Source organism: Cupriavidus phytorum (genome assembly GCF_003254285.1).
Classification (GTDB): domain Bacteria; phylum Pseudomonadota; class Gammaproteobacteria; order Burkholderiales; family Burkholderiaceae; genus Cupriavidus; species Cupriavidus phytorum.
The window spans coordinates 940816-962572 of sequence record NZ_QKZN01000001.1; the positions used below are offsets into that span (position 1 = coordinate 940816).

At 67.1% G+C, this 21757-nt stretch carries 19 protein-coding genes; 9 read left to right on the forward strand and 10 right to left on the reverse strand.

The annotated features are described in order from the left end of the window. Window positions 1-34: 34 nt before the first annotated feature. The gene (locus C7416_RS04050; protein ID WP_012356314.1) at window positions 35-340 is read right to left on the reverse strand and encodes an HAD family hydrolase; all 306 of its coding nucleotides are present in this window, start codon (window positions 338-340) and stop codon (window positions 35-37) included. A 116-nt stretch (window positions 341-456) separates the two neighbouring features. After that, window positions 457-1398: a LysR family transcriptional regulator gene (locus tag C7416_RS04055; protein ID WP_111517223.1), complete on the reverse strand. Its 942-nt coding sequence runs from the start codon at window positions 1396-1398 to the stop codon at window positions 457-459. A 306-nt stretch (window positions 1399-1704) separates the two neighbouring features. Here C7416_RS04055 and C7416_RS04060 point away from each other — a divergent pair, with 306 nt between their 5' ends. The 5 genes from C7416_RS04060 to fdhF all read left to right on the forward strand — a co-directional run bounded on the left by C7416_RS04060 (window position 1705) and on the right by fdhF (window position 9665). Next, window positions 1705-2628 (forward strand): LysR family transcriptional regulator, encoded by a 924-nt coding sequence (locus C7416_RS04060; protein ID WP_111517224.1) that lies wholly within the window; start codon window positions 1705-1707, stop codon window positions 2626-2628. Between the two features lie 125 nt (window positions 2629-2753). Continuing rightward, window positions 2754-2972 (forward strand): hypothetical protein, encoded by a 219-nt coding sequence (locus C7416_RS04065; RefSeq protein ID WP_111517225.1) that lies wholly within the window; start codon window positions 2754-2756, stop codon window positions 2970-2972. Between the two features lie 627 nt (window positions 2973-3599). Then, the gene (oxlT, locus tag C7416_RS04070; protein WP_062802904.1) at window positions 3600-4919 is read left to right on the forward strand and encodes an oxalate/formate MFS antiporter; all 1320 of its coding nucleotides are present in this window, start codon (window positions 3600-3602) and stop codon (window positions 4917-4919) included. A 187-nt stretch (window positions 4920-5106) separates the two neighbouring features. Continuing rightward, window positions 5107-6816, forward strand: coding sequence for an NADH-ubiquinone oxidoreductase-F iron-sulfur binding region domain-containing protein (locus C7416_RS04075; RefSeq protein ID WP_111517226.1), 1710 nt, complete (start codon window positions 5107-5109; stop codon window positions 6814-6816). A 26-nt stretch (window positions 6817-6842) separates the two neighbouring features. Further along, window positions 6843-9665, forward strand: coding sequence for a formate dehydrogenase subunit alpha (gene fdhF / locus C7416_RS04080; protein WP_111517227.1), 2823 nt, complete (start codon window positions 6843-6845; stop codon window positions 9663-9665). A 50-nt stretch (window positions 9666-9715) separates the two neighbouring features. Here fdhF and C7416_RS04085 read toward each other — a convergent pair whose 3' ends face one another. From C7416_RS04085 to C7416_RS04105, 5 genes are all read right to left on the reverse strand, one after another. Then, window positions 9716-11815 carry a TonB-dependent siderophore receptor gene (locus C7416_RS04085; protein ID WP_111517228.1) on the reverse strand — a complete coding sequence of 700 codons (2100 nt, stop codon included), beginning with the start codon at window positions 11813-11815 and terminating at the stop codon, window positions 9716-9718. Between the two features lie 154 nt (window positions 11816-11969). Continuing rightward, window positions 11970-13016, reverse strand: coding sequence for an AI-2E family transporter (locus tag C7416_RS04090; RefSeq protein ID WP_111517229.1), 1047 nt, complete (start codon window positions 13014-13016; stop codon window positions 11970-11972). Between the two features lie 83 nt (window positions 13017-13099). Beyond that, complete coding sequence (locus C7416_RS04095; protein ID WP_111517230.1) at window positions 13100-13324, reverse strand: DUF2188 domain-containing protein; 225 nt, start codon at window positions 13322-13324, stop codon at window positions 13100-13102. A gap of 175 nt (window positions 13325-13499) precedes the next feature. Beyond that, the gene (locus C7416_RS04100; RefSeq protein WP_111517231.1) at window positions 13500-13793 is read right to left on the reverse strand and encodes a GYD domain-containing protein; all 294 of its coding nucleotides are present in this window, start codon (window positions 13791-13793) and stop codon (window positions 13500-13502) included. Between the two features lie 239 nt (window positions 13794-14032). Continuing rightward, window positions 14033-14554: a MarR family winged helix-turn-helix transcriptional regulator gene (locus tag C7416_RS04105; protein ID WP_111517232.1), complete on the reverse strand. Its 522-nt coding sequence runs from the start codon at window positions 14552-14554 to the stop codon at window positions 14033-14035. 139 nt (window positions 14555-14693) lie between these two features. Here C7416_RS04105 and badH point away from each other — a divergent pair, with 139 nt between their 5' ends. The 4 genes from badH to aliA are packed head-to-tail and all read left to right on the forward strand — an operon-like array spanning window position 14694 to window position 19139. Next, window positions 14694-15461 (forward strand): 2-hydroxycyclohexanecarboxyl-CoA dehydrogenase, encoded by a 768-nt coding sequence (gene badH / locus C7416_RS04110; RefSeq protein ID WP_111517233.1) that lies wholly within the window; start codon window positions 14694-14696, stop codon window positions 15459-15461. A gap of 35 nt (window positions 15462-15496) precedes the next feature. Then, window positions 15497-16279, forward strand: a complete 783-nt coding sequence (badI, locus tag C7416_RS04115; protein WP_111517234.1) for a 2-ketocyclohexanecarboxyl-CoA hydrolase — start codon at window positions 15497-15499, stop codon at window positions 16277-16279. A 26-nt stretch (window positions 16280-16305) separates the two neighbouring features. Beyond that, entirely contained in the window at window positions 16306-17457 is a 1152-nt protein-coding gene (gene aliB / locus C7416_RS04120) for a cyclohexanecarboxyl-CoA dehydrogenase (protein ID WP_111517235.1), read from the forward strand. A gap of 38 nt (window positions 17458-17495) precedes the next feature. Then, entirely contained in the window at window positions 17496-19139 is a 1644-nt protein-coding gene (gene aliA, locus C7416_RS04125) for a cyclohexanecarboxylate-CoA ligase (RefSeq protein ID WP_111517236.1), read from the forward strand. 173 nt (window positions 19140-19312) lie between these two features. Here aliA and C7416_RS04130 read toward each other — a convergent pair whose 3' ends face one another. From C7416_RS04130 to C7416_RS04140, 3 genes are all read right to left on the reverse strand, one after another. After that, entirely contained in the window at window positions 19313-19645 is a 333-nt protein-coding gene (locus C7416_RS04130; protein WP_111517237.1) for a DUF2917 domain-containing protein, read from the reverse strand. Between the two features lie 14 nt (window positions 19646-19659). Beyond that, window positions 19660-20676 carry an alpha/beta fold hydrolase gene (locus C7416_RS04135; protein WP_111517497.1) on the reverse strand — a complete coding sequence of 339 codons (1017 nt, stop codon included), beginning with the start codon at window positions 20674-20676 and terminating at the stop codon, window positions 19660-19662. A gap of 166 nt (window positions 20677-20842) precedes the next feature. Then, window positions 20843-21457, reverse strand: coding sequence for a TetR/AcrR family transcriptional regulator (locus C7416_RS04140; RefSeq protein WP_240988292.1), 615 nt, complete (start codon window positions 21455-21457; stop codon window positions 20843-20845). Window positions 21458-21757 lie beyond the last annotated feature (300 nt).

Genomic DNA, 21757 nt, shown 5'->3' on the forward strand with positions numbered 1-21757 from the left:
TGTCGCGCGCCTCGCCGTGAACCGATCGGGCCGCTCAGTTGAGATGGCCGACCGCGCGCAGGTACTCGTTCTTTTTCTCGAAGATCAGCCCGCTCAGGAACGCGGCGTCGTACGCGGCCAGCAGGTGAGGGTGGTGTTCCTCGATATAGCGGGCCACGCGTCCCTTTTCGCATTCGATGCCGCACAGCCATTCATACATGGCAGCGTCCCAGCGAAAGCGCAGCCCCAGTTCGATAAACGCCGCGTTGTATGCCGCGAGCTGGGTCTCGCGCGGGATCGGCTGGTTGTCGGCACCGACCGTGATGGCGGCGTGGCGGCTTTCCTGCTGGGCTGGGTTCATGCTGGTCTCCTCGGATGCGCGCTGGCAGTTGGGTTGAGACAAGCATAGGGACGCTGAACGATTTACGATAATTAAAGTTTCATAGCAAAACCATAAATCATTGTTTATGGATTGATTCAGGCGTCCTGGCGGATCAACCCTTCCACGCCCGTGATGGTCTGGATCAGGTCGGCGCCTTCTTCCATCAGGAACTGCTTGAACGCCAGCGCCACCGGCGGCAGACGCTTGTTCTTGCGGTGCACCACGTACCAGTTGAGCATCACCGGAAACCCTTCGATATCCAGCACGGCGAGCTTGCCGGCCTGCAGCTCCAGGCCCACGGTGTGGGCTGACAGGAAGGCAATGCCCATGTTGGCGATCACCGCCTGCTTGATGGTCTCGGTGCTCTTGATCTCCATGGCGATGCGCAGGTTCGACAGCCGGCCGGCAAAGCCCTCCTGCATCGAGTTCCAGGTGTCCGAGCCTTTCTCGCGCGAGACAAAGGCCTCGTCGGCCAGTTCGGCCAGCGGGATATTGCGCGCGCCCACCAGCGGATGGCTGGGCGCGGCGACGATCACATAGGGGTGGGGGGCAAAGGCCTCGTTGATGGTGTCCATGCCCTCGGGCGGGCGCACCATCACGGCAAGGTCGGTCAGGTTGCCGGCCAGCTGGTGCAGCAGCTCCTCGCGGTTGTGCACGGCCAGGTTCAGCGTCACGCCCGCGTGGCGGTCCATGAATTCGGCCAGCAGCCGCGGAAAGAAGTAATCGCCGGCGCTGATCACCGCGACATTGAGGCGCCCGCCGGAGATGCCCTTGAGCTGCGACATGGCGTCTTCGGCCTCGCGGAACTGCTGGATGATGCTGCGGCTGTAATGCAGCATTTCATGGCCCGCGGGGGTCAGGTAGATCTTCTTGCCGAGCTGCTCGAACAGCGGCAGCCCCACGTGGTGTTCCAGTTGCCGCACCTGGGTCGATACCGCGGGCTGCGTCAGGTGCAGTTCCTCGGCGGCGCGGGAAAAGCTCATATGGCGGGCAACGGTCTCGAAGACCTTCAGTTGCCGCAGCGTGGCGTTTTTCATCCTGCCCCCGTCCTATAAACGATCGGCTATATAAACGATAAAAAACTTTATGCAGTGCTGATCTTAGATTCAAGTAGCATCAATCGTCCGTTCGACATTTCCCGCCAGAATCCGGCACTCCGGCAGCGCAGGAGCCAGCCGCCGGCCATCATCATGGCCGACAACAACGATGGCTGCCCACAGCCACGCAAACCAGGAGACAACCGTGACCGGATTGAACGCAACCGTGCGTGCACCACGGCGCCATGCCGTGCCTGAAGACAGGATTCACCTCGGCCATGCCGGCGCGGGGCAGGGGGGCAGGCCATGAATATCTCGCTCCCGCAACTGAAGGCCTTTGCCGCGGTGGCGCGGCACAAGAGCTTTACCCGCGCCGCGGTGGAACTAGGCCTGACGCAATCCGCGGTCAGCCGCAGCGTGCGCGAACTCGAAGAAGAGATCGACCAGCGCCTGTTCGACCGCACCACGCGCCAGGTGGAGCTGACCGACGCCGGCCAGCACCTGTCGCAGCGCATCTGCCACCTGATCGAGGAAGTGGAGCAGACCCTGCGCGACAGCCAGAGCGCCAGCCGCCCATGCCAGGGCCTGGTGCAGATCGCGTCGGACCCGGTGCTGAGTTCGATGTCGCTGCCGACCTGGCTCGCCGGTTGCAGGCAGGCGTGGCCGGCGATCGCCATCCACCTGAAGGACCGCCCGCAGGAATCTGTGCTGCAGAGCGTGCGCAGCGGCGAGGTCGACTTCGGCATCGCCACCGATCCGCGTGCCGGCGACGACCTGTATTGCGAGCCCTTGTGCGTCGACCCGTATCACGCCGTGCTGCCTGCCAAGCACCCGCTGGCCCAGCACGACACCGTGGGGTGGGGCGACCTGTGCGATGCCAGCGTGCTGACGCTGGACCAGCAATGCGGCGTGCAACCCGTGGTGGAAAAGGCGCTCAGCAGCTATCACGTGCGCGCGGGCTCGCTGCAGTTGCTGGGCCATTTCGCCGCGGTGTTCGGCATGGTGGCGCTGGGGCTGGGCATTGGCGTGGTGCCTTCGCGGGCCCAGGCCGGCGGCATGCATCCGGCTGCCGTGATGCGGCCGCTGCGCCCGCAGGTGACCTCGACGGTGATGCTGGTGCGGCGCAAGAGCCGGTCGCTCAAGCCCAACGCTGCGGCGATCTGGGACGCCTTGCGCGGCCAGGAGTACCAGGAGCCGCCTGTGCGCAGGCGCGAGGCAACGACGGTTTGAGGAGGGACGCAGAGTGTTGGATTAGTGCACTCGCTCTATTGATATATTACATACAGGATATTTACACATAGTGCGGCGCAGCATATAATGAAAACTCCTGATCACAACGCTACTGGAGTTTTCAAATGGAAGTCGCTCTTCTCGTCGCCCTTGGCCTGGCCCTGCTTGCTGTCGGTGTGGGCGTGACCACGCTGCTGGCCACGCGCCTGCCCATGGATGTGCTGGTCACCGCGCAGGACCACGGCCGCTTCGCTGGCCTGGGCTCGGACCAGCACAGCGACGGCGTGGGCCGCGCCAGCGCCTCGCGCATCGTGCCCGCCGCTGGTGAACTCGCCTATGCCTGAGGCCGCCCGGCGCACGGCGCGGTCGCGCTGAAGCGCTGAAGGCAAGGGCTGTAGCGGCCGGCATCCCTTGCGATCATCACGGCGAGTACGGCCGCCATCCCCCGTCACCGCCTTCTCTGTCTCTCCCTTCGCAATAGCGAACGCTTGGCGCCTCCCTGCGCGCCGTCCACCATCGGCACCGCGCGTGCCAGACCCCGCGTGGATTCCCCGACATTCCATATCGATACGGACACGGAAGGACCTCCATGTCTGCATCTAGGGACTTTCCCGAACCGCTCGTTTTCCCGGTTTTTCGATGGCGCGATCCCCGGCATGCTTGCGGATGCCGTGCGCTGGCCGATTTATGAACCGCCGCAAGGCAACTGCTTGATTTCCAAGGACTCTTGATGCTGCCGGAACAGCCATTGATGCAGTTTGCGCACCAGTCGCAGGCGATCCGTGGCTGCCACGGCACCAGGTAACGCGGCTGCATGCTGCAGAGCCGCGACGAATACGCTTGACTTACCTGATATATCACATACCGTATAGCACTGGAACGGCTCAGCTGTTCTTCAACCGAGAGTCACGCAGAGGCGTCTTAAGGCGCCCATCTTCCACCTTGGCGGTTCGCCGCTATAAGGAGACATCATGGAATTGCAGCAGAGGGAGTCCACGTCCCGCTTTGCGTCGCCGTGGGTGCAACTGGTATTCGGCGTGATCTGCATGGCGATGATCGCCAACATGCAGTATGGCTGGACCCTGTTCGTCAACCCCATCGACGACAAATACGGCTGGGGCCGTACCGCGATCCAGGTCGCATTCACCATCTTCGTTGTGACAGAAACCTGGCTGGTGCCGATCGAGGGCTACCTGGTCGACAAGTATGGCCCGCGCCCGGTGGTGGTGGGCGGTGGCCTGCTGTGCGCAGTGGCCTGGGCGCTGAACTCGGTGGCATCGTCGCTGCCCATGCTTTACGTCGCGGCGGCCATCGGCGGCCTGGGCGCGGGCGCGGTGTATGGCACCTGCGTGGGCAATGCGCTGAAGTGGTTCCCGAATCGCCGCGGACTGGCGGCGGGCATCACCGCGGCGGGCTTCGGCGCCGGCTCGGCACTGACCGTGGTGCCGATCGCCAACATGATCAAGACCTCGGGCTATGAAGCGGCATTCCTGTGGTTCGGCCTGGGCCAGGGACTGGTGGTATTCATCCTCGGCATGGCCCTGTACCCGCCGTCGGCCAAGATCCTGAGCGAGGTCAAGACCACGCTGAAGACCGCCGCCACCTACAATGCGTCGCCGCGCGAGGTGCTGAAGTCGCCGATCTTCTGGGTCATGTACGCGATGTTCGTGATGATGGCCGCCGGCGGCCTGATGGCCACCGCGCAGCTGGGCCCGATCGCCAAGGATTTCGGCCTGCATGAGGCGCCGATTTCGATCCTCGGCCTGACGCTGCCGGCGCTGACCTTCGCACTGACCATCGACCGCGTGCTCAATGGCCTGACGCGTCCGTTCTTCGGCTGGATCTCCGATCATATCGGCCGTGAACGCACCATGTTCTTCGCCTTCGCGGTCGAGGCCGTCGGTATCCTGCTGCTGTCGAAGTACGGCCACCATCCGGTCGCCTTCGTGATCCTGACCGGCGTGGTGTTCTTCGCCTGGGGCGAGATCTACAGCCTGTTCCCGGCCACCTGCGGCGACACCTTCGGGCCCAAGTTTGCCGCCACCAACGCCGGCCTGCTGTACACCGCCAAGGGCACTGCCGCGTTGCTGGTGCCGTTCTCCAGCGTGATCACCGCCGCCACCGGCAGCTGGCATGCGGTGTTCATGGTGGCCGCGGGCATGGCGGCACTGACCGCGGCGATGGCGCTGTTCGTACTCAAGCCGATGCGCGAGGCCCATGCCCGCAAGTACGTGCATGCCAACACGGCGGCGCCGATGGGCTATCGTACCGTGCCCGAAGACCTGACCTGATGAAGAAAGCAGTACGGCGCCCGCCAGCGCCGGCAGTAAGTACCCGGGCGCGTGCGGCTGCGATGCCTGCACAGCCGCCGCGCGCGGTAGAGCACAATACGACAACAACAAGGCACGACAGGAGGGCGGCCCGCCGGGCGCCTTCCTGATCGCGCAGCGCAACCCACAAACAACATCCAGGCACGCCATGAACCAGGTTGTCATTCCCCTCGAGGCCACCGGCCTCAGCCGGCAGCGCAAGCGCCGCCAGCCCAAGGGCCGGCAGGTCGACGCGGCCGCGCTGGCCGAAGTGCGCGTGGCGCTGGGCGACATGCCCCGCCGGCGCGACCTGCTGATCGAACACCTGCACTGCATCAACGACCGCTACGGCCAGCTTGCCATGCCGCACCTGGTGGCGCTGGCCAGCGAGCTGCGGCTGTCGATGACCGAAATCTACGAGGTCGCCACCTTCTACCACCACTTCGACGTGGTGCGCGAGGATGCCGACGGCCAGATCGCGCCGCCGCCCGCGCTGACCGTGCGCGTATGCGAAGGCATTGCCTGCGAGCTGGCCGGTGCGCAGGCGCTGATCGACAAGCTGCCGGCGCTGCTCGGCACTGAGGTGCGCGTGATCGCCGCGCCCTGCATCGGCCGCTGCGAGAAGGCGCCGGCCGCGCTGGTCGGGCAGAACCCGGTCGACCATGCCACCGCCGACGCCATCGGCACCGCCGTGCAGGCCAGGGCGGTGCGCCATGCGCCCGAACCCCATATCGACTACGACGCCTACCGGCGCGACGGCGGCTATGCCTTGCTGAAGGACCTGGCCGGCGGCGGGCTCGACCCGGCCGCGGTGCTGGCCACGATGGAGGATTCCGGCCTGCGCGGGCTGGGCGGCGCGGGCTTCCCGACCGGGCGCAAATGGCGCATCGTCCGTGGCGAAGCCGCGCCGCGGCTGATGGCGGTCAATATCGACGAGGGCGAGCCCGGCACCTTCAAGGACCGGGTCTACCTGGAACGCGATCCGCACCGCTTCCTCGAGGGCATGCTGATCGCGGCGCACGTGGTCGACGTGGCGGCGATCTATATCTACCTGCGCGACGAATATGCGGGCTGCCGCGCGCTGCTGGCCGAAGCCTTGCAGCAGCTGCAGCAGGACCCTCCGGTCCCTGGCCTGCCGCGCATCGAGCTGCGCCGCGGCGCGGGCGCGTATATCTGCGGCGAAGAATCGGCGATGATCGAATCGATCGAAGGCAAGCGCGGCATGCCGCGGCTGCGTCCGCCATACGTGGCGCAAGTGGGCCTGTTTGGCCGGCCCACGCTGGAGCACAACTTCGAAACCCTGTACTGGGTGCGCGACATCATCGAGAAGGGCGCCGAGTGGTTTGCCTCGCAAGGGCGCAACGGGCGCAAGGGCCTGCGCTCGTTCTCGGTCTCGGGCCGGGTCAAGCGCCCCGGCGTGCACCTGGCGCCGGCCGGGATCACGGTGCGGGAGCTGATCGACGAATACTGCGGCGGCATGCTCGACGGCCATGCGTTCTACGGCTACCTGCCGGGCGGCGCGTCGGGCGGCATCCTGCCGGCGGCGATGGGCAATATCCCGCTCGACTTCGACACGCTGCAGCCCTACGGCTGCTTTATCGGCTCGGCCGCGATCGTGATCCTGTCCGACCACGACAGCGCCACGCAGGCGGCGCGCAATCTGATGCACTTCTTCAAGCATGAGTCGTGCGGGCAATGCACGCCGTGCCGCACCGGCACGGCCAAGACGCTCGACCTGATCCGCCAGCCCAAGTGGGACCTGGCGGCGCTGGATGACCTGTCCGCGGTGATGCGCGATGCCTCGATCTGCGGCCTGGGACAGGCCGCGCCGAACCCCGTCGACTGCGTGGTCAAGTACTTCCCGCACGAACTGGCCTGATGCTGGCCCGAGCCTGAGAGACAGACATGAATGCACTGACCCGCGCCGAACGCGCGCTAGTCGAATCCGCCGAGCCAGCCGTTACCTTTACCCTCAACGGCCGTGAAGTCAGCGCGCAGCCCGGCGAAAGCCTGCTGAAGGTGGCGCAGCGCGAAGGCTTCGACGTGCCGCACCTGTGCTACAAGGACGGCCTCGAGCCCGCCGGCAATTGCCGCGCCTGCATGGTCGAGATCCAGGGCGAGCGCGTGCTGGCGCCGTCCTGCTGCCGCTATCCCACTGCAGGCATGCAGGTACAGACCGAATCCGAACGCGCCCGCCGCGCCCAGCGCACCGTGCTGGAACTGCTGCAGTCGGACATGCCGGAAGCGGAATACACGCGCAACAACGAGCTTGACCAATGGGCCGCCCGGCTGGAAGTCGGCAAGCCGCGCTTCGCCCCGCGCGAGCGCGTGGCGGCGGACCTGTCGCACCCGGCCATCGCGGTCAACCTGGATGCCTGCATCCAGTGCACCCGCTGCCTGCGCGCCTGCCGCGACGAACAGGTCAACGACGTGATCGGCCTGGCGTTGCGCGGCGACGATGCGCGTATCGTGTTCGACATGGACGACCCGATGGGCGCGTCCACCTGCGTCGCCTGCGGCGAATGCGTGCAGGCGTGCCCGACCGGCGCGCTGATGCCCGCGCGCGATGCCGCGCTGGCGGTTCCGGACAAGCAGGTGGAATCGGTGTGCCCGTACTGCGGCGTCGGCTGCCAGCTCACCTACAACGTCAAGGACAACCGCATCCTGTTCGTCGAAGGGCGCGATGGCCCGGCCAACCACCGGCGCCTGTGCGTGAAGGGCCGCTACGGCTTCGACTACGTCCAGCATCCGCAGCGGCTGACGGTGCCGCTGGTGCGCCGCGACGGCGTGCCGAAGCAGGGCGATTTCGTCATGGACCCCGACCACGTGATGGACGTGTTCCGCGAAGCCAGCTGGGAAGAAGCGCTGGCGCTGGCCGGCGGCAAGCTTGCGCAGATCCGCGACACCCATGGCAAGCGCGCGCTGGCCGGGTTTGGCTCGGCCAAGGGCAGCAATGAAGAGGCCTACCTGTTCCAGAAGCTGGTGCGCACCGGCTTTGGCAGCAACAACGTCGACCACTGCACGCGGCTGTGCCACGCCTCGTCGGTGGCGGCGCTGCTGGAAGGGATCGGCTCGGGCGCGGTGTCGAACCCGGTGATGGACGTCGACAAAGCCGAGGTGGTGATCGTGATCGGCGCCAACCCGACCGTGAACCACCCGGTCGCGGCCAGCTGGATCAAGAACGCCGTGAAGAACGGCACCAAGCTGATCGTGGCCGATCCGCGCCGCTCAGACCTGGCGCGCTTCGCCTGGCGCTTCCTGCAGTTCAAGCCCGATGCCGACGTGGCGCTGCTCAACGCGATGATGCATGTGATCGTCAACGAGGGCCTGGTCGACCAGGACTTCATCGACAGCCGCACCATCGGCTTCGACGAGCTGCAGCGCAACGTGGCCGCCTACAGCCCCGAGCTGATGGCGCCGATCTGCGGCATCGACGCCGAAACCATCCGCGAGGTCGCGCGGGTCTATGCCACCGCCAAGAGTTCGATGATCCTGTGGGGCATGGGCGTGTCGCAGCACGTGCACGGCACCGACAACGCGCGCTGCCTGATCGCGCTGGCGCTGATGACGGGCCAGATCGGCCGGCCCGGCACCGGGCTGCATCCGCTGCGCGGGCAGAACAACGTGCAGGGCGCTTCCGACGCAGGCCTGATCCCGATGATGTATCCGGACTACCGGCGCGTCGACGATCCGCTGGCGATCGCCAGCTTCGAGGCGCTGTGGGGCATGCCGCTGGACCGCCAGCCCGGCCTGACCGTGGTCGAGGTGATGCAGGCGATCGAGCGCGGCGAAGTGCGCGGCATGTACATCATGGGCGAGAACCCGGCGATGTCCGACCCCGACGCCGAGCATGCGCGCGCAGCGCTGGCCTCGCTCGACCACCTGGTGGTGCAGGACATCTTCCTGACCGAGACCGCCTACCTGGCCGACGTGGTGCTGCCGGCCTCGGCCTTCCCCGAGAAGACCGGCACCTTCACCAACACCGACCGCACCGTGCAGCTCGGCCGGCAGGCGCTGAATCCGCCGGGGCAGGCGCGCCAGGACCTGTGGATCGTCCAGCAGATGGCGGCGCAGCTGGGGCTGGACTGGCGCTACGACAGCGTCGAGGACGTGTTCAACGAGATGCGGCAGGCGATGCCGAGCATCGGTGGCGTGACCTGGGAGCGGCTGGAGCGCGAACACGCGGTGACGTATCCGTGCAAGGAAGAGGGCGATCCGGGCGAGCCGGTGATCTTCACCGACAGCTTCCCGACCGCGACCGGGCGGGGCCGTTTCGTGCCGGCCGATATCATCCCGGCGGCGGAGCGGCCGGATGCCGACTACCCGATGGTGCTGATCACCGGGCGCCAGCTCGAGCACTGGCATACCGGCAGCATGACGCGGCGCGCCGGCGTGCTCGATGCGATCGAGCCGGACCCGGTGGCGCTGGTGCATCCGCTGGACCTCGACGCGCTCGGCGGCACGCCAGGCGGCGTGGTCACGCTGTCGTCGCGGCGCGGCGAGGTCACGCTCTATGCCCGCGCCGATGCCGGCACGCCGCGCGGCGCCGTGTTCGTGCCGTTCTGCTACTACGAGGCGGCGATCAACAAGCTGACCAACGCGGCGCTGGACCCGTTCGGCAAGATTCCCGAGTTCAAGTATTGCGCGATCAGGATGACGGCGGGCGGAGCGGTGCCGGTGCAGTCGAGCTATGGCGGCGGGCAGATCCTGGAGCCCGCGTCGGCCTAGCCGCGAGGACGGGTGGTGTTTCGCATTGCAGGCGAGACACCGCCTTGGCCTCAATAATTCATCGTCACGTTGAGCATGGCGACGCGCGGATTGCCCACCGGCAGCACGTTGTTGTTCAGGCCGCCCGCGTAGTACATCTTGTCGAACACGTTCTTGACGTTGAATGCCGCGCGCCAGTGCGAGGCCACGTAGCCGACGGCAACATCGGCGACCGCATAGCCCGGCACGGTGTAGTTGAAGCTGTACCCGCGCTTGGCGCTCTCGCCCCGCACGCCGGCCCCGACATACCAGCCGGCCAGCGCGCCGCGCAGGCGATACTGGCTCCAGACCGAGAAGCTGTGCCGCGGCACGCTGTTCAGAGGCTTGCCGACGTTGGCGGCGGTGGTGTCCTCGGTGACTTCGCTGGCGATATAGGCATAGGCCGCCGACACGCTGAGGCCGTTGCCGAGATCCTGCGTCAGTTCCACTTCCAGCCCGCGCGAGCGCTGCTCGCCGACGGCCACGCTGAAGCCCGTATTGAGCGGGTCGCTGCTGAGCACGTTGGTGCGCGTCAGGTCGAATGCGGCCAGCGTCAGCAGGCCGGTCTTGTCCGGCATGTCGAACTTTACGCCCACCTCGTACTGTCGGCCTTTCTCGGGCTTGAAGGTGGCGCCGCTGGCATCGGTGCCGGCGTTCGGCAAGAACGACGTGGCGAAGCTCGCGTAAGGCCGCGCCCAGTTGGTCAGGTCGTACATCACGCCCGCGCTGCCGGTGACGGCGTTGCTGTCATTGGTGAAGCGCGATGATGCCAGCCGGTCGGTGGTGCCGGTCCGCGCGGATTCGTAGCGCACGCCGCCGGTCACCGTCCAGCGCTCGCCCAGGCGGACCTGGTCGCGCAGGTAGAGGCCGAGCGCGTCCAGCGTATCGGTCGCATCCAGGTTATAGGCGGACGGGCAGTTGATGCTGGCGCCGTAGACCGGGTTGTAGACGTTCAGCGCGGCGACGCGGCAGGTTTTCTGCAGGCGGTCTTCCTTGGTATGCCGGTAGTCGATGCCGAAGGTCACGCTGTGGGCGTGCCCCGTGAACGCAAAAGTCCGCTGCACGTTGGTGTCGACGCCGAACGAATTGCCCGAAAAGTTCTGCTGCGTGCCGCTGCGGTTCATCGACTGGCTGTCGAGCGCCATGGTGCCGGCCGATACCAGCGTACCGGCCAGCGACGAGGTCTGGTAGCGCAGGTTCTGGTTCAGGGTCCAGCCCGAGTCGAAGCGGTGCGTCAGCGCGTAGCCGATGCGGTTCTGCTCGCCGTCATAGGACGGCGCATCCGGTTCGCCGATAAAGCGGTTGGCCGGCACCACGCCATTGCGGTTCGGCACCAGCGTGCCATTCACGGGCAGGCCCTGCTGGCGCACGTAGTTGCGCTGGTTGTGGCTGGCCAGGATGGTGAAGTCCGTGCGCGCGCCAAGGTCGAGCGTCAGCGACGGCGCGATCCAGCGGTTGCGATACCAGACAAAGTCGGTCGGATCGTCGCTGTTCATCATCAGCCCGTTCAGGCGGAACGCGGCCTTGCTGTCTTTGGCCAGCGGCGTGCCCACATCGACCGTCATCTGCCGGAAGCCATAGTTGCCGACGGTCAGGCCCAGTTCGCCAAACAGTTCCGCGCGCGGGCGCTTGCTGACCATGTTGACCAGGCCGCCGGGCTGCACCGCGCCGAACAGTATCGAGGCCGGCCCCTTGAGCACTTCCACGCGCTCCACGCCGAACAGCTCCTGCGCCACGCGGTTGTTGGTGTCGACCAGCAGTCCGTCGGCAAAGATCGATTCCGAGGCACGCTGGCCGCGGATGATGAAGTCGTCCCAGCCGCGCCGGCCATAGGTGTTGGTGACCACGCCGGCCGAATTCTGCAGCGCGTCGCTGAGGTTCTGTGCCTGCTGGCTGTCGAGCAGGTCGCGCGTGATCACGGTGATCGATTGCGCGGCGTCGGCGGCGGCTTCGCCCGACTTGGTCACGCCGGCCGGCCGACGCGTGGCGAAACCGACGTCGGCTTGGCCGTCGCTGGCCGCGCTGACCGTCACGGATGGCAGCGTGGCGAACTCGTCGGCGGCGTGGGAAACCAGGGGTGGCAGGAGCAGGGAACTGGCGGCGGCAGGTATGGCAAGACGGCGGAAAAGCATGACGGCCCGGGACGAAACAACGAAAGGCCGAATAATAGATGAGAATAATTCTTGTTTCTAGGGATTTTATCGGTGCATTGCCAGTTGCTTCATCAACGTGGTGAAGCCGGCAAATGGCGAAATGGCGAAATCGCGAAATGGCAGCGCGGGCCGGTCACATGGTGTCGTCGCGATCCTCGATCACCGACATATCCCAGCACGACATAAACAGCGCGGCAATCAGCGGACCGATCACAAAGCCGTTGATGCCAAACACCGACATGCCGCCCAGGGTCGAGATCAGCACGACCCAGTCCGGCAACTTGGTGTCCTTGCCGACCAGGACCGGGCGCAGCAGGTTGTCCACGGCGCCGATCACCAGGGTACCGATGGCAATCAGCGCGATGCCTTTCCAGGCGGGGCCGGCCAGCAGGAAATAAATCGCGGCGGGGCCCCATACCAGCGCGGCGCCAACGGCCGGCAGCAGCGACAGGAACGCCATCAGCGTGCCCCACAGCAACGCGCCGTTGATGCCCAGCAGCAGGAACATCAGGCCGCCCAGTATGCCCTGCACCGCAGCCACCACCACGTTGCCCTTGACCGTGGCGCGGACCACGGTGGTAAAGCGGCCGACCAGCCGGCGCGTGTGCGCGTCGCTCAGCGGTATGGCCTCGCGGAAGCGATGGGAAATGACCGCGCCGTCGCGCAGCAGGAAAAACACCAGGTACAGCATGATGCCGATGCCGACGGCGAACTGCAGCGTGTTCTGGCCAATGGTGACCGCCTGGGCCGCCATGAACTGGCTGATGCGGGCGGCGCCTTCGGTCAGCTTCGCCTGCAACCCCGCGACGTCGGCCAATCCCATTTCATTGAGCCAGGCCTCGACGGAGTCCGGCAGCGCCTGGACGGCCGTGCGGAAGTACTGCGCGAAATCCCACCTGCCAGTCTTGATCTGGTTGTACGCAAGGGCCGCTTCCTGTGCCAGCGTGGCAATCATCAGGAACACCGGAAGAATGGCCATCAGCACGCAGACCAGCAGCGTGGTCAGCGCTGCGAGATTTTCCCGGTTGCGGAATCGCACCGTGAGCTTGCGGTGCATGGGGTGAAACAGGATGGCCAGTATGGTGCCCCACAGGATCGCGCTGTAGAAGGGCAGCAGTATCCAGATGAACGCAATGGTGACGGCGACCAGAAGGATGTAGAAACCTTTCAAATTGCGCATCGGGTTGTCCGCGATTAGAGTCGTCCAGGCACGATGCCGATGGTGCCCTGCACGATGGTACCCTGCTCGAGGTTTCCCTTCCATTACCCGTCGGTGTCACCGGGAGCGTTGCCGAAGGAGTTGCGCTCCATGATCTGGTGATCTTTTCCATGGATCAGCAACTCGACCTTTGCGCGCCTGGCTTTTTCCATGCCGCTAGCGATCGCATGGTCCATCGACGTGAAGCGCTGCTGGTTGCCGGAGCGGCCTTCCGCTTCGACGGCCCAGCCGTTATGGGTCGGCACGACATGGATGTTCTTGCCTGGCATGGCGCTCTCCGGAAGTTGGCAGTATGAGTGTCAGCGCTGTGCCGTGGCCGAGGTATCGGGCGCCGTCTGACAAGGCCGTCGGATATCCGGAAAGCGCGCACCAGCCAGCAACCGCAACGCCCGCCAGGCGCCATGGCGGGCGTTTTTCATGACAAGGACAGAGTGCCAGGGCGGCTCAGCTCATCTTGTCGATAATCTCCTGCATCTCGTCGACGTTGAAGGCGCGCAGCGTTTGCGTGCGCACGTTACCGAGCGCGCCGACGGCGAGGCCGAATGCGGTCATGCTGGCGTCATCCTGGGCCTCGACGGTCAGCACGATGTCGTATTTGCCCAGGGTCCAGTAGATGTCTTTCATCTGCACCCCGAAGCGCGCGCCCATCTCGCGCACCGCGGCGGCGCGCCTGGTGGTGTCCTTGACGGCGCGGATGCCCTGGTCGGTGAAGCTGGCTAGCACGATATAGCGGGTCATGGCGGGATCTCCGGTAAGGATCGATCGAACGCCGTCCCGGCTGCGCGCACGCGACCGATCGCAGCAGCCAGCCGGGGCAGTGGTCCAGGGCATCCCGGCACAGCGCCGGGGCCTGAGCAACCCCATACCGACGCATATCGCGCGCCAGCCGGTGTGGCACGCCGCGCAGCGGCGGATGCCGCGGTGCGTGCCATTGCGCCGCAGCACGCTTTGTACCAATCGTGATACAGCGATCCGCCTTAGTCCTGTGCCGGCCCGCTGTCGCCACCCTCCGGCGCGTCAAGCGCGCGCATGTTGTCCAGCAGCTTCAGCAGGTAATGCAGCGTGTGCGTCAGGTCGTTGGTGGAGAAGCCGTCCAGCGCCTGCTCGTAGTACTGCCGGATCTTCGGCTGCGCCTGGTGCAGCCACACCTCGCGGCCCGGCTCGCTCATCCGCACCAGCCGCGAGCGGCGGTCGCGCCCGTCGGGCGCCAGCGTGACGTGGCCGTCCCGTTCCATCCGGCTGACCAGTCCGGACAGGTTCTGGCGACTGACCATCAGGTAGCGGGCGAGGTCGCCGACGCTCATGCCATCGGCGGCTTCGGGCCGCGACAGCGCGCCCAGCACGGCCCACTGCTGTGTCGTCAAGCCTTCCGCTTCGACGGCTCGCGAACCGGTTTTATGCAACATGTTTGCGCATTGGTACAGGCGGAAGAACAGCCGGTTGGCCAGTTCCATGCGTGCGTTGGTCGGGAGTTCGCCTCCCTGGTCGGGGTTAACCATAGTGATTTCCAAAGGATAGCGGCCTTGCACACGAGGTCGGTCGCACCTAGTATACGTCAATATATTTACGTAAATGAAGGCGCATGTGGCGGCGGCACCGCCGGCACGATAGCACCGGAACCCTGAAAGGAGAACGGCTGTGCAAGGACTTGAAGGCAAGACGGTCATTGTGACCGGCGGCGGTGGCGGTATCGGTAGCGCAACCTGTTTGCGCTTTGCGCGTGCGGGCGCGGCGGTGGGAGTGCTCGACCTGAACCCGGAGGCGGGCGAACGCGTGGCGGCGCAGATCCGCGAAGCCGGCGGCCGCGCGCTGGCGGTGCGCTGCGACATCACCGACCGCACCAGCGTCGATGCGGCAGTGGCGGCGGTGGAGCAGGAACTGGGCCCTGTCGACGTGCTGGTCAACAACGCCGGCTGGGATGTGTTCCGGCCGTTCGTCAAGACCGAGCCGGTGCAGTGGGAGCGGCTGATCGCCATCAATCTCACCGGCGCGCTGCACATGCATCACGCGGTGCTGCCGGGCATGGTGGCGCGCCGGCGCGGACGCATTGTCAATATCGCCTCCGATGCCGCGCGCGTGGGCTCGTCCGGCGAGGCGGTGTACGCCGCGTGCAAGGGCGGGCTGGTGTCGTTCTCGAAGACCATCGCGCGCGAGCATGCGCGCCATGGCATCACCGTGAACGTGGTGTGCCCTGGCCCGACCGAGACCGCGCTGTTCGAGGACTACAAGCAGGGCGCGGGCAACCCCGACAAGCTGGTCGAAACCTTCACCCGCTCGATCCCGCTGGGCCGCATCGGCCAGCCCGACGACCTGCCTGGCGCTGTGCTGTTCTTTGCCGGCGACGACGCGGCCTTCATCACCGGACAAGTGCTGAGCGTGTCGGGCGGCCTGACCATGAACGGCTGAGCGCCAGCTGGCACAACAACATCACGGAGACCACCATGCAATACGAAGACATCCGCTATGACGTCCGCAACGGCGCGGCCTGGATCCTTATCGACCGCCCGGAAAAAATGAATGCCTTCCGCGGCCGCACCTGCGACGAACTGATCCACGCCATCAACCGCGCCGGCTATGACCGCGAGATCGGCGCGATCGTGCTGGCCGGCGCCGGCGACAAGGCCTTCTGCACCGGCGGCGACCAGTCCGCGCACGAGGGCCAGTACGACGGCCGCGGCACCATCGGCCTGCCGATGGAAGAGCTGCACAACGCCATCCGCGACGTGCCCAAGCCGGTGATCGCGCGCGTGCAGGGCTATGCCATCGGCGGCGGCAACGTGCTGTGCACCATCTGCGATTTCACCATCGCCTCGGACAAGGCCGTGTTCGGGCAGGTCGGGCCCAGGGTCGGCTCGGTCGATCCCGGCTATGGCACCGCCTTTCTCGCGCGCGTGGTCGGCGAAAAGAAGGCGCGCGAGATCTGGTACCTGTGCCGCCGCTACACCGCCGCCGACGCGCTGGCGATGGGGCTGGTCAACGCCGTGGTGCCGCACGAGCAGCTCGACGCCGAAGTGCAGAAGTGGTGCGACGAGATCCTCGACAAGAGCCCGACCGCGATCGCCATCGCCAAGCGCTCGTTCAACATGGATACGGCGCACCAGGGCGGCATCGCCGGCATGGGCATGTATGCGCTCAAGCTCTATTACGACACCGAGGAATCGCGCGAGGGCGTGCGCGCCTTCCAGGAAAAGCGCAAGCCGGACTTCCGCAAGTACGCGAAGTAAGCCGACCGGACCATGCGGAGACGACCATGAACCCCTATCTTGACGAAGACCTGATGGCGCTGGCGGAACACGCGCGCCGCTTTGCCGACGCGCGCGTCGCACCCGGCTGCCTGGAGCGCGACCGGACCCGCGTGCTGGACCGCGCGCTGATGCGCGAGATGGGCGAGATGGGCTTTATCGCGCCCGAGCTGCCGGAACCGTATGGCGGGCAGGGCATGGGCTCGCTGGCGGCGGGCGTGATCCACGAAGCGGTCGCGCGCGCCGACCTGAGCCTGTCGTATATCAACCTGCTGGCTTCGCTGAACGGGCAGATCCTCGCGCACCACGCGCGGCCGGAGATCGCCGGCCCGTGGCTGCAGCGCCTGACGCGCGGCGAAGCGCTGCTGGCGATCGCGCTGACCGAGCCGCGCGGCGGCTCTGACGCCGCCAACCTGCGCCTGCGCATGGAACGCGACGGCGACGCCTATGTGCTGAACGGCGAGAAGACCTCGATCTCCGCCGCCGACCAGGCCGATGCCGCGGTGGTGTTTGCGCGCAGCGGCCCGGTCGAGGCCGGCGCGCGCGGCGTGTCGGCGCTGCTGGTGCCGATGGACTTGCCGGGCATCAGCCGCAACCGCTTCGACTGCCACGGCCAGCGTGCCATCGGGCGCGGCTCGATCTTTTTCGAGAACGTGCGCATGCCCGCCAGCCACCTGCTGGGCCGGGAAGGCGAGGGCTTCGTGCAGGTGATGCAGGGCTTCGATTTCTCGCGCGCGCTGATCGGGCTGCAGGTGCTCGCGGTGGCCCAGGCAGCGCTGGACGAGACCTGGGCCTATGTGTCGGAACGCCAGGCCTTCGGCAAGCCGCTGTCGGCGTTCCAGGGCGTGTCGCATCCGCTGGCCGACTTCGAGACCCAGGTGCAGGGCGCGCGGCTGCTGTGCCTGCAGACGCTGTGGCTGAAGGACCGCGGCCTGCCGCATACCGCCGAAGCGGCGATGTGCAAGTGGTGGGCCCCCAGGCTGGCGTACGACGCGGTGCACCAGTGCCTGCTGTCGTTCGGGCACGGCGGCTACGACCGCGGCGTGATGGAGCAGCGCCTGCGCGACGTGCTCGGCTTCCAGATCGGCGACGGCACCGCGCAGATCATGAAGACCATCATCGCGCGCACCCGCGCGGGGCGCGAGGCGGTGCCGGCCTGACGCAACGACTGGCAGTACACAACAACGAGGAGACCGCCATGGATTTCGACGCCGTACTGATCGCGCCGCGCCGTGCCGCCAGCGTTGCCGCCGGGCACTGGCAGGACCGTACCATCAACGACTATCTTGCCGCATGCGTGCGGGAGCGGCCCGACGCAACCGCGTTGACGGCGCTCAGCATCGAACGCCAGCACGTGACGCGCTTCACCTGGCGGGAGTTGGCGCGCATGGCCGATCGCGTGGCGCTGGGGCTTTCCCGCCTCGGCATCGTCGCCGGCGACGTGGTCTCATGCCAGCTGCCCAACGGCTGGCACCTGAGCGTGCTGTACCTGGCCTGCGCGCGGCTGGGCGCGGTGCTCAACCCGGTCATGCCGATCTTTCGCGAGCGCGAGCTGTCGTTCATGCTGGCGCACGCGCAAAGCAAGGTGGTGGTGGTGCCGAAGGCGTTCCGCGGCTTCGATCATGCGCAGATGCTGCTGGGTTTGCGCGATGCGCTGCCCGCGCTGCGCCATGTCGTGGTGGTCGCCGGCGATGGCGACGACAGCTTCGAGGCGCTGCTGAGCGGCCCGCACTGGGAAGACGACGCCGAGGCCGCCGCCATCCTGCTGCGCAGCCGGCCCGGTCCGGATGACGTCACGCAGCTGATCTACACCTCCGGTACCACCGGCGAACCCAAGGGCGTGATGCATACCGCCAACACGCTGTTCTCCAACATCGTCGCCTATGCCGGCCGGTTGCATCTCAGCGGCGACGACGTGGTGCTGATGGCCTCGCCGATGGCGCACCAGACTGGCTTCATGTATGGCCTGATGATGCCGGTGATGCTGGGCGCGCATGCGGTGCTGCAGGACATCTGGGATCCCGCGCGCGCCGCCGCGCTGATCCGCGACGAGGGCGTGACCTTTACCATGGGCTCCACGCCATTCCTGACCGACCTGGCGCGCGTGGTGGCCGAGTCCGGCGTGCCGGTGCCGAGCCTGCGGCTCTTCCTGTGCGCGGGCGCGCCGATTCCGGGCACGCTGGTCGAGCAGGCACGGCAGGCGCTGGGCGCGCAGATCGTGTCGGCATGGGGCATGACCGAGAACGGCGCGGTCACCACCACGCTGCCCGAGGACAGCGACGAGCGCGCATCCACCACCGACGGCCGCCCGCTGCCCGGCGTGGAGATCCGCGTGGTCGACGGCACCGACGAGGACGTGCCCGTGGGCGCGACCGGCCGGCTGCTGGTGCGCGCGTGCTCCAACTTCGGCGGCTACCTGAAGCGCCCGCACCTGAACGCCACCGATGCCGACGGCTGGTTCGACACCGGCGACCTGGCCCGGCTGGACGCGGACGGTTACCTGCGCATCGCCGGGCGCAGCAAGGACGTGATCATCCGCGGCGGCGAGAACATTCCCGTGCTGGAAGTCGAGACCCTGCTGTACCGGCATCCCGCGGTGGCGCAGGTGGCGATCGTGGCCTATCCCGATGCGCGCCTCGGCGAGCGTGCGTGCGCGTTTGTCGTGCCGCGAGCCGGGCAGTCCATCGACCTGGCCGGCATGGTCGACTGGCTCAGACAGCAGAAGATGGCGCTGCAATACATCCCCGAGAAACTGGTGGTGCGCGATGCGCTGCCGGCCACGCCCGCGGGCAAGATCCAGAAGTTCCGCCTGCGCGAGATGCTGCTGGGCGATGCGGGCTGACGCTGCGCCGGCCGGTAGCCGGCGCGAGCAAGGACGTTTTGTGGATGGCAATTGCGCAATTTGCGCAATTAACCGCCATGACCCTCGCCCGTCCGCCCGCGCGCGAGCGCGGCAAGCGAGCAGCGGTGTCGGCGGATAGCAGACGGGGCAGAGGCTCGAGGCAGAGGCTCGAATCAGCGGCCGGCGCCGGTATAGCCGTGGCTGCGCGGGCCCAGCCAGCGCCATAGCCGCTGTCGCCATGCGTCGCGAGCGGGGTCCGGCGCGGCCTTGCAGCGGGTGACATGCAGGGAGGCGGCGGTGATTGCATACAGTTCGACATGGCCGGCATCGGACAAGGTAAAGCACTCGCTTGCCGTCAGCGCCGTGTCCTTCGGATCGCCATCGCGGATCAGCCACAGCTCGCCGGCGGTGCAGCGCACCGCCACCCGTTCGCCGGCCCCGGCGACCAGCCGCAGCGAGCTGCGGGCGGGCAGGGTGGCGGTCATATCGTTGCTTACCAGGTACATGATGGGCTCCTGGTTCAGGCCAAGGCCAGGCCGGCGGTTACCGGCACCTGGCGCGGCCCGGATGGCGGCCGGATAAAGTCGGCGATGCGCTGGATCACCGCGGGATCGCGCAGGATGCGGCGATGGCCGAGGCCGGTGGTGGTCTCCAGCCGCGCGCCAGGCCAGGCGCCGGCGATGGCCGCCCCGTCCTCCCAGCGCACTTCCTTGTCGTCGCGGTCATGGATCACCAGCGTCGGCGGCACCGGGCGGTCGCGGCCCAGGTCCGGCACGTTGAAGGCCGACCACGGCATGCCCAGCCAGCGTTCGCTGTGGCGTTGCATGCGGCCCAGCACCGCCGGCGCCACGCCCAGCTGCCACGCCAGCGCGGCGCATGCCGCGCGCATGTCGGCGGGCGCGCCCAGCAGCACCGCGGCGCGCGCCGGCAGGCCTTCGCGCAGCGCCAGCGCCGCGGCCGCGCCGCCGAGCGAATGTGCCACCACGGCATGGACCGGGCCGGCATGCCAGGCTGCCGCCAGCAGCGAGCGCGACATTTCCAGCACCGAACTCTGCGCGGCGCCGCGTGCGCCGGCATCGGAGGCGCCGTGCGACAGCGCATCGAAGGCGACGACCCGCATGCCCGCTGCCAGCAGGCCTTCGATCACCGCATGCCACTGGCCCGCATGACCGCCCCAGCCATGCGCGAGCAGCACCACCGGACCTGCGCTGCCCCAGCGGTAGACCCGCACCCGCCGGCTGGGTCCATGGCCGGTTACCAGGGCCCAGTCTGCGCGCGCACTGTCCAGCGCATGCCGGGCAGCGGAAGTGGCGGCACCCCGCGGCGGGCAGAACCAGATGCGCTCGAGCCGGCGCGCCGTCGCTGCGGGCATCAGCACGCTGCCGGCTTGCCAGCGCAAGCGCTGCAAGCCCATCAGGGCACGCTGCAAGGTGCCGGCGCGGCTGGCGGGGGTCGACGCATCGGCGGCGCGCGAAGCCGTCGCCGCAACAGCGGGAGAAGGGGAAACCGGGGAAGGAGAAGAGACTGCTTGCGTCACGACCTGCACCTCCAATGGATTCTGGATTGCGCGGCGTCATCGGAACCGGGCTGGCCGGAGGCGTCTCGCGCTGTCTAAAAGACCGACCAGTCGTGCTTTTTTCGGTACAAAAAAAGCCCGCCGGAGCGGTTTGCTGCCTGCCGGCGGGATAGCGCCGGCGCCGATGTCAGGTCCCCGCGGGGTGAGGCGCGCCTGCCGCGGCGCGCGCAACCAGGGCCGCGAAGGCGTGCCGCGCCATCGCTTCCGCATCCTGCCGCCCCAGCAGCTTGAACGACTGCTGGAAGGCCATGCCGATGCCGGACAGCTCGAAGGCGAACTGGCGCGGGTCGACCTGCGGCCCGAACTGGCCTTCCTCGATGGCGTCCCCCACTACCCGCGCGATGGTGCTGTGCCAGTCCTTCAGCGACTGCACCACCAGGTCGCGGATCGAGCCGGGGCGGTCGCGATACTCCTGCCCCAGCGCGGTAAACAGGCACCGTCCCTGCGTCACCGTGCCGCCCAGCCATTCCAGGTAGCCTTCGAACAGCGCCTGCAGCCGCGGCATGCCGCGCGGCTGGCGCATCGCCGGCCGGATCACGATGTCGCCGAAACGCTCCACCGCCAGGTCCAGCACCGCCTGCTGCAGCATCTCCTTGGACTTGAAGTGCGCGTACAGGCCGCTCTTGGACATATTGGTGTCGGCCGCCAGCGTCGCCAGCGACAACTGCTCGAAGCCGACCTTGGCGGCGGCGTCCAGCGCCTGCTCGATGATGGCTTTGCGGGTGAGGTGTCCTTTCTGCATGCAACGAAGAATAGCACGACCGGTCGGTTTGTCAACGAAACCGGATGCATGGTAGTTGCCCCGACTTGCGTTGTTGTGCTCGGGAGGCCATAACGTCATACAGCTATGCATGTGACGTCAACGCAAATTCCGAGGGCCCGTTACTGTCAAGGCGGCGCGAAGGCGTTGTGCTCTGTCCGACGCCTGGCGGGGCGCCATCGGGTAGATGCCGGCGCAAGATGACGGGCCAGCAAGAAATCTGCACAAAGTGTTTCGGCGGTTACATACGGAACGCTTTGCGTGCTCTATACTCGAATGCAC